The sequence below is a fragment of the Anaerolineae bacterium genome (assembly GCA_016931895.1).
Taxonomy (GTDB): Bacteria; Chloroflexota; Anaerolineae; order 4572-78; family J111; genus JAFGNV01.
In genome coordinates this window covers 1-3,846 of record JAFGDY010000020.1, presented here as the reverse complement: position 1 = coordinate 3,846, position 3,846 = coordinate 1, and the positions used below count along the sequence as shown (strand labels likewise).

Sequence of the window (3,846 nt, the reverse complement as noted above, 5' to 3'; positions counted from 1 at the left end):
TGTCTAAAGATCAGTTTGTTAAGGTTCAATCATTCCTTGACGTCATCTTGTTGGTATCGATGACGTTTCGCACCAGAAACTAGCTAAAGGAGTTACAGTAAGTGTATCTTATCATAGAACCGGCTTAGACTCAAAAACGGGGACTTTTTTGGGTGTGTCCCAAAATATTGGCAGTAGGGGCAGGATATTGTCCTGTCCCTACCCTATGGCCTAAAAATGGGGACAGCCCTGACTTTTTTCATGGTTGGCTCCGGTGGTATACTTGCTGTAGAAAAGAGGATGTTCAATGACCAACAGATTTCCTGAAATAACCATCAGCGGCGCGGCTGAAGAGAGAGGGTTTCAGCACGGCCAAACGTTGGCCGAGAGAATTGGACGGACGGTTGAATTTTACGCCAGAATCTTTGGCAAACCCAAAGCCGAACTCTTTAAGTTAGCCGCTCATTTTAAACAGAAAATTGAAACATTCAACCGGGAATATGCGCTTGAAATTGAGGCGATTGCAGCCGGGGCAGACCTTGAGCCGGGGTATATCTATGCCTTGAATGCGCGGAGTGAAATCCTGGGCTTAGCAACCAGTGAGTGTACCGCCATCTACTTTCGGTCAACCCGGCTCTTGGGCCAAAATTGGGACTGGGCCAAGGAGTTGGAAGCGTTGGCCGTGCTGATGCGGATTAAACAGCCGGGCAAACCCACCATCGGCATGCTGACCGAACCGGGCATCATCGGCAAGATTGGCATGAATTCCAACGGATTGGGCGTCTGTTTGAATATTTTAAGGATAAACAAGCCTCTGGACGGCGTGCCCATCCACCTGGTTTTGCGGGCCGTGCTGGACGCAGCCAACGTGCAAGAGGCGCTGGAGCGGATAAAGGCAGCCGGGCCAGGCAAGGCCAGCAATATCCTGATGGGCGACAACCAGGGCCACGGCTTCAGCATCGAGTTTGCCGGGGACGAAATTTTTACCCTCACCCCAAAGCATGAGGTTTTGCTCCACACCAACCACTATCTGGGCCGGAATATCAACCCCGAGCAGAGCGTCTTCTGCTCTTCTTATGCCCGGCTGAGGGCCGCCGTGGCAAAAACTGGGGGCATCAAACAGCAAGCCATAGCCGACCTGAAATCCATCTTACTGGATCGTTCCAATCCGGCCTTGCCCATCAACAGGCCATATCTGCCTGACGATGAGCTGGAAGAAGTGGGCACGGTTTGCACCATCATCATGGACTTGCCCAACCGCTCTATCCATTTGAAAAAGGGGCATACCCCCGGGACTGATTTTGTGGTTTATAGAGTGTAACCGTATCTTGAAACCAGGGCTATAATATAATTTTAATCTGAATATGTTAAAGTGAAACGCATCTATAGTAAAACATTATTTACATAAGGGGGATACAATGTCCGATAAGCAAATTGTTTCTAAAAAGGGGGAAATTCTTATCCCTGACCCGCCCCTGGCGCGGTTTTTATTTGGTTCGGTGAAGTTGGCCTGGTTATGGCTGATACTTCGTCTCTACCTGGCCTATGTCTGGATTCCTTCCGGCTGGGGAAAAATCAACAATCCGGCCTGGATGGATGGCACGGCCATTAGGGGTTTCTGGCAAAATGCGGTGGCCATCCCCGCCGAAGGCCGGCCGCAAATCACGTTTGAATGGTATCGTGGTTTTCTGCAATTTATGATTGACAATGAGTGGAACGTTTGGTTTGGCCCGCTCGTTGCCTACAGCGAAATGATGATTGGCATTTTGCTGCTGTTGGGCGCGTTTACCGGCATTGCCGCCTTTTTGGGCGGTTTTATGAACCTCAACTTTATGCTGGCCGGCGTGGCCAGCACCAATCCGGTGATGTACAGCCTGGCTATTCTATTGATTATGGCCTGGAAGGTGGCGGGCTGGTACGGCCTGGACCGCTGGCTGCTGCCCATGTTGGGCACACCCTGGACCCGACAACCAGTCACCCGAGAGAAAGCCGTAGGCGTGTCGGTTCCCCAAACAGACTGAGGCTTCTAAAAATCGAATAGTAAAATCGCTGGAATGATTTACTTGTTTTACTCGTTCCCAAACTGGACTTGGCTCCAAACAAATTTGGGAACGAGTAATCCCCAAGTTATTTTTTGACGCTCACTAAATTGCGGGCAATGATTGACAAAGATTTTCCTTCCCTACTCAAAAAATTCAAGAATCAGCGCATTCACCTGTTCCGGCTTTTCGCCGCCCATCAGATGCCCCGCCTCTACTACCTCAACCCGAACATCAGGGATATTTTGCACCAGCGCCCGGGCCACTTCCGGGTCGCCAACCAGGTTATCTCGCTCACCAAACACAAACAACACCGGTACTTGCAGGCTTTGCCGCTCTTCTGCCGAAAACGACCAGGGGGCAACCTTGGCTGGATTAGTTCCACCCATTAACAAACGAAACCATTCTCCAAAATCTTCTTTCAACACAACACTATCACTAAACGCCCAGCTAAAGGTGCTGTCCTGAATGGGTTTCAAGGGAAAAAACTGGGCAGACATAATCCTTATTATTGATTGCGTTGCCCCGGAATACCCCATTGGTCCAAGCAGCGCTAACTTCTCCACCCGCTCCGGGTGGTACAATGCGTAATTGGAGCCAATAAAACCGCCCTCGGAGGCCCCAACCACGTAGGCTCTCTCCACGCCCAGTTGGTCGGTAATTTCGGCGTACAGTTCGGCCTGATCCTTACCATCCTTCATAATATGATCCAGTGTGGTAAACTCACTTTTGCCGGCGTCGCCAATCAGATCAATGGCGTAGGCGCGATAGTGTTGGCTGAGTTCTGCCACATTGTACTTCCACGACCAGCCGGCCACGCCCGAGGCGTGCAGCAGCAGGAGCGGCGGCGCATCTTCCGGCCCGCTGACAATCACGTGGACTTTTCCATACGAGGTATCCAAAAATACATCCTCATACGGTACCGGCCATTCTTTCATCTTTTCATCGTAAATTTCCATAAAGCGCGCTTTGATCTCGGGTGATTTGTAAATAGAGGTGGCGCGGTTGAGGTTGCCCACCACCACAAAGGCCACCACTAAAACAACAAACGCGCCGACCCACCCCCCACCACGGCAGCGGCTTACCAATCCAATTTCCAATCAAATTTCTCACCGGCGGCAGCAAAACCAGCGTGAGGCCCAACAAGACCAGTCCTTGTGGCCAGTTGCCCATCAAGAAGAATGAAACCGTTAACACGCCAAAAAGAACAGCAAAAAACCAGCTAAAAATTAAACCGACAATGTTCATTGTATTTTCTCTCTCTCCATTGTTTCAATTTGTTTTAATATCCAATATCTGCTTCCGAAGGCCAGTTTGCCCAGAACAAACACACCAGTACAGCCACGTTCACGGCAATGGCGCCCACTTTGTGGGGAAAGAGATAGATGAAAGCCTTCCAAAAAAGGGCCAGGGCCACCAGAGAAATCACGGCCGATACAATGGCCAGTAGTCGCCACCACTCGTAGGGAACCAGCCAGCCCATTAAGCCCAAGGCCGCAGCAATAAAGCCAATGAGCGGCACGGCAAATAGAATGATACTGAGGAAACGGCTGGTCGCTTCGCCTAAAAGCGGGGTCAACAGCCAGGAACGGCTCGACCAATTTTTGGCCCATGCTCCGGTTTGACCCTCAAAAAAGGGGAGCTGTAACGCGGGGATAATACCCATAGCATGCCCCACCCCGTGAAAAGCCAATACTCCGGCAATGAGGATGCGTAAAATTGTAGGTGACATTTTTCCCTCCTATACTAAAAACAGAATGGAACCAATACTTTTGTTAAGCGACAAGCTGAATGTCATTTCGAGGCCATAGGCCGAGAAATCTCCTTC

The 3,846-nt window shown here is 50.4% G+C and carries 4 protein-coding genes; 2 read left to right on the top strand and 2 right to left on the bottom strand.

Annotated elements, in window-relative coordinates:
• Positions 1–286 precede the first annotated feature (286 nt).
• Both JW953_01835 and JW953_01830 read left to right on the top strand, forming a co-directional pair.
• Positions 287–1,300: a peptidase C45 gene (locus tag JW953_01835; protein ID MBN1991415.1), complete on the top strand. Its 1,014-nt coding sequence runs from the start codon at positions 287–289 to the stop codon at positions 1,298–1,300.
• 97 nt (positions 1,301–1,397) lie between these two features.
• The gene (locus JW953_01830) at positions 1,398–2,000 is read left to right on the top strand and encodes a DoxX family membrane protein (protein ID MBN1991414.1); all 603 of its coding nucleotides are present in this window, start codon (positions 1,398–1,400) and stop codon (positions 1,998–2,000) included.
• A gap of 161 nt (positions 2,001–2,161) precedes the next feature.
• Here JW953_01830 and JW953_01825 read toward each other — a convergent pair whose 3' ends face one another.
• Positions 2,162–3,118, bottom strand: a complete 957-nt coding sequence (locus JW953_01825) for an alpha/beta hydrolase (GenBank protein MBN1991413.1) — start codon at positions 3,116–3,118, stop codon at positions 2,162–2,164.
• 182 nt (positions 3,119–3,300) lie between these two features.
• Positions 3,301–3,750, bottom strand: coding sequence for a hypothetical protein (locus tag JW953_01820; protein ID MBN1991412.1), 450 nt, complete (start codon positions 3,748–3,750; stop codon positions 3,301–3,303).
• Positions 3,751–3,846: the final 96 nt, after the last annotated feature.

Coding starts and splice junctions, on each gene's coding strand:
- JW953_01835 (MBN1991415.1), top strand. CDS start 287: ATGACCAACAGATTTCCTGAAATAACCATCAGCGGCGCGGCTGAAGAG.
- JW953_01830 (MBN1991414.1), top strand. CDS start 1,398: ATGTCCGATAAGCAAATTGTTTCTAAAAAGGGGGAAATTCTTATCCCT.
- JW953_01820 (MBN1991412.1), bottom strand. CDS start 3,750: ATGTCACCTACAATTTTACGCATCCTCATTGCCGGAGTATTGGCTTTT.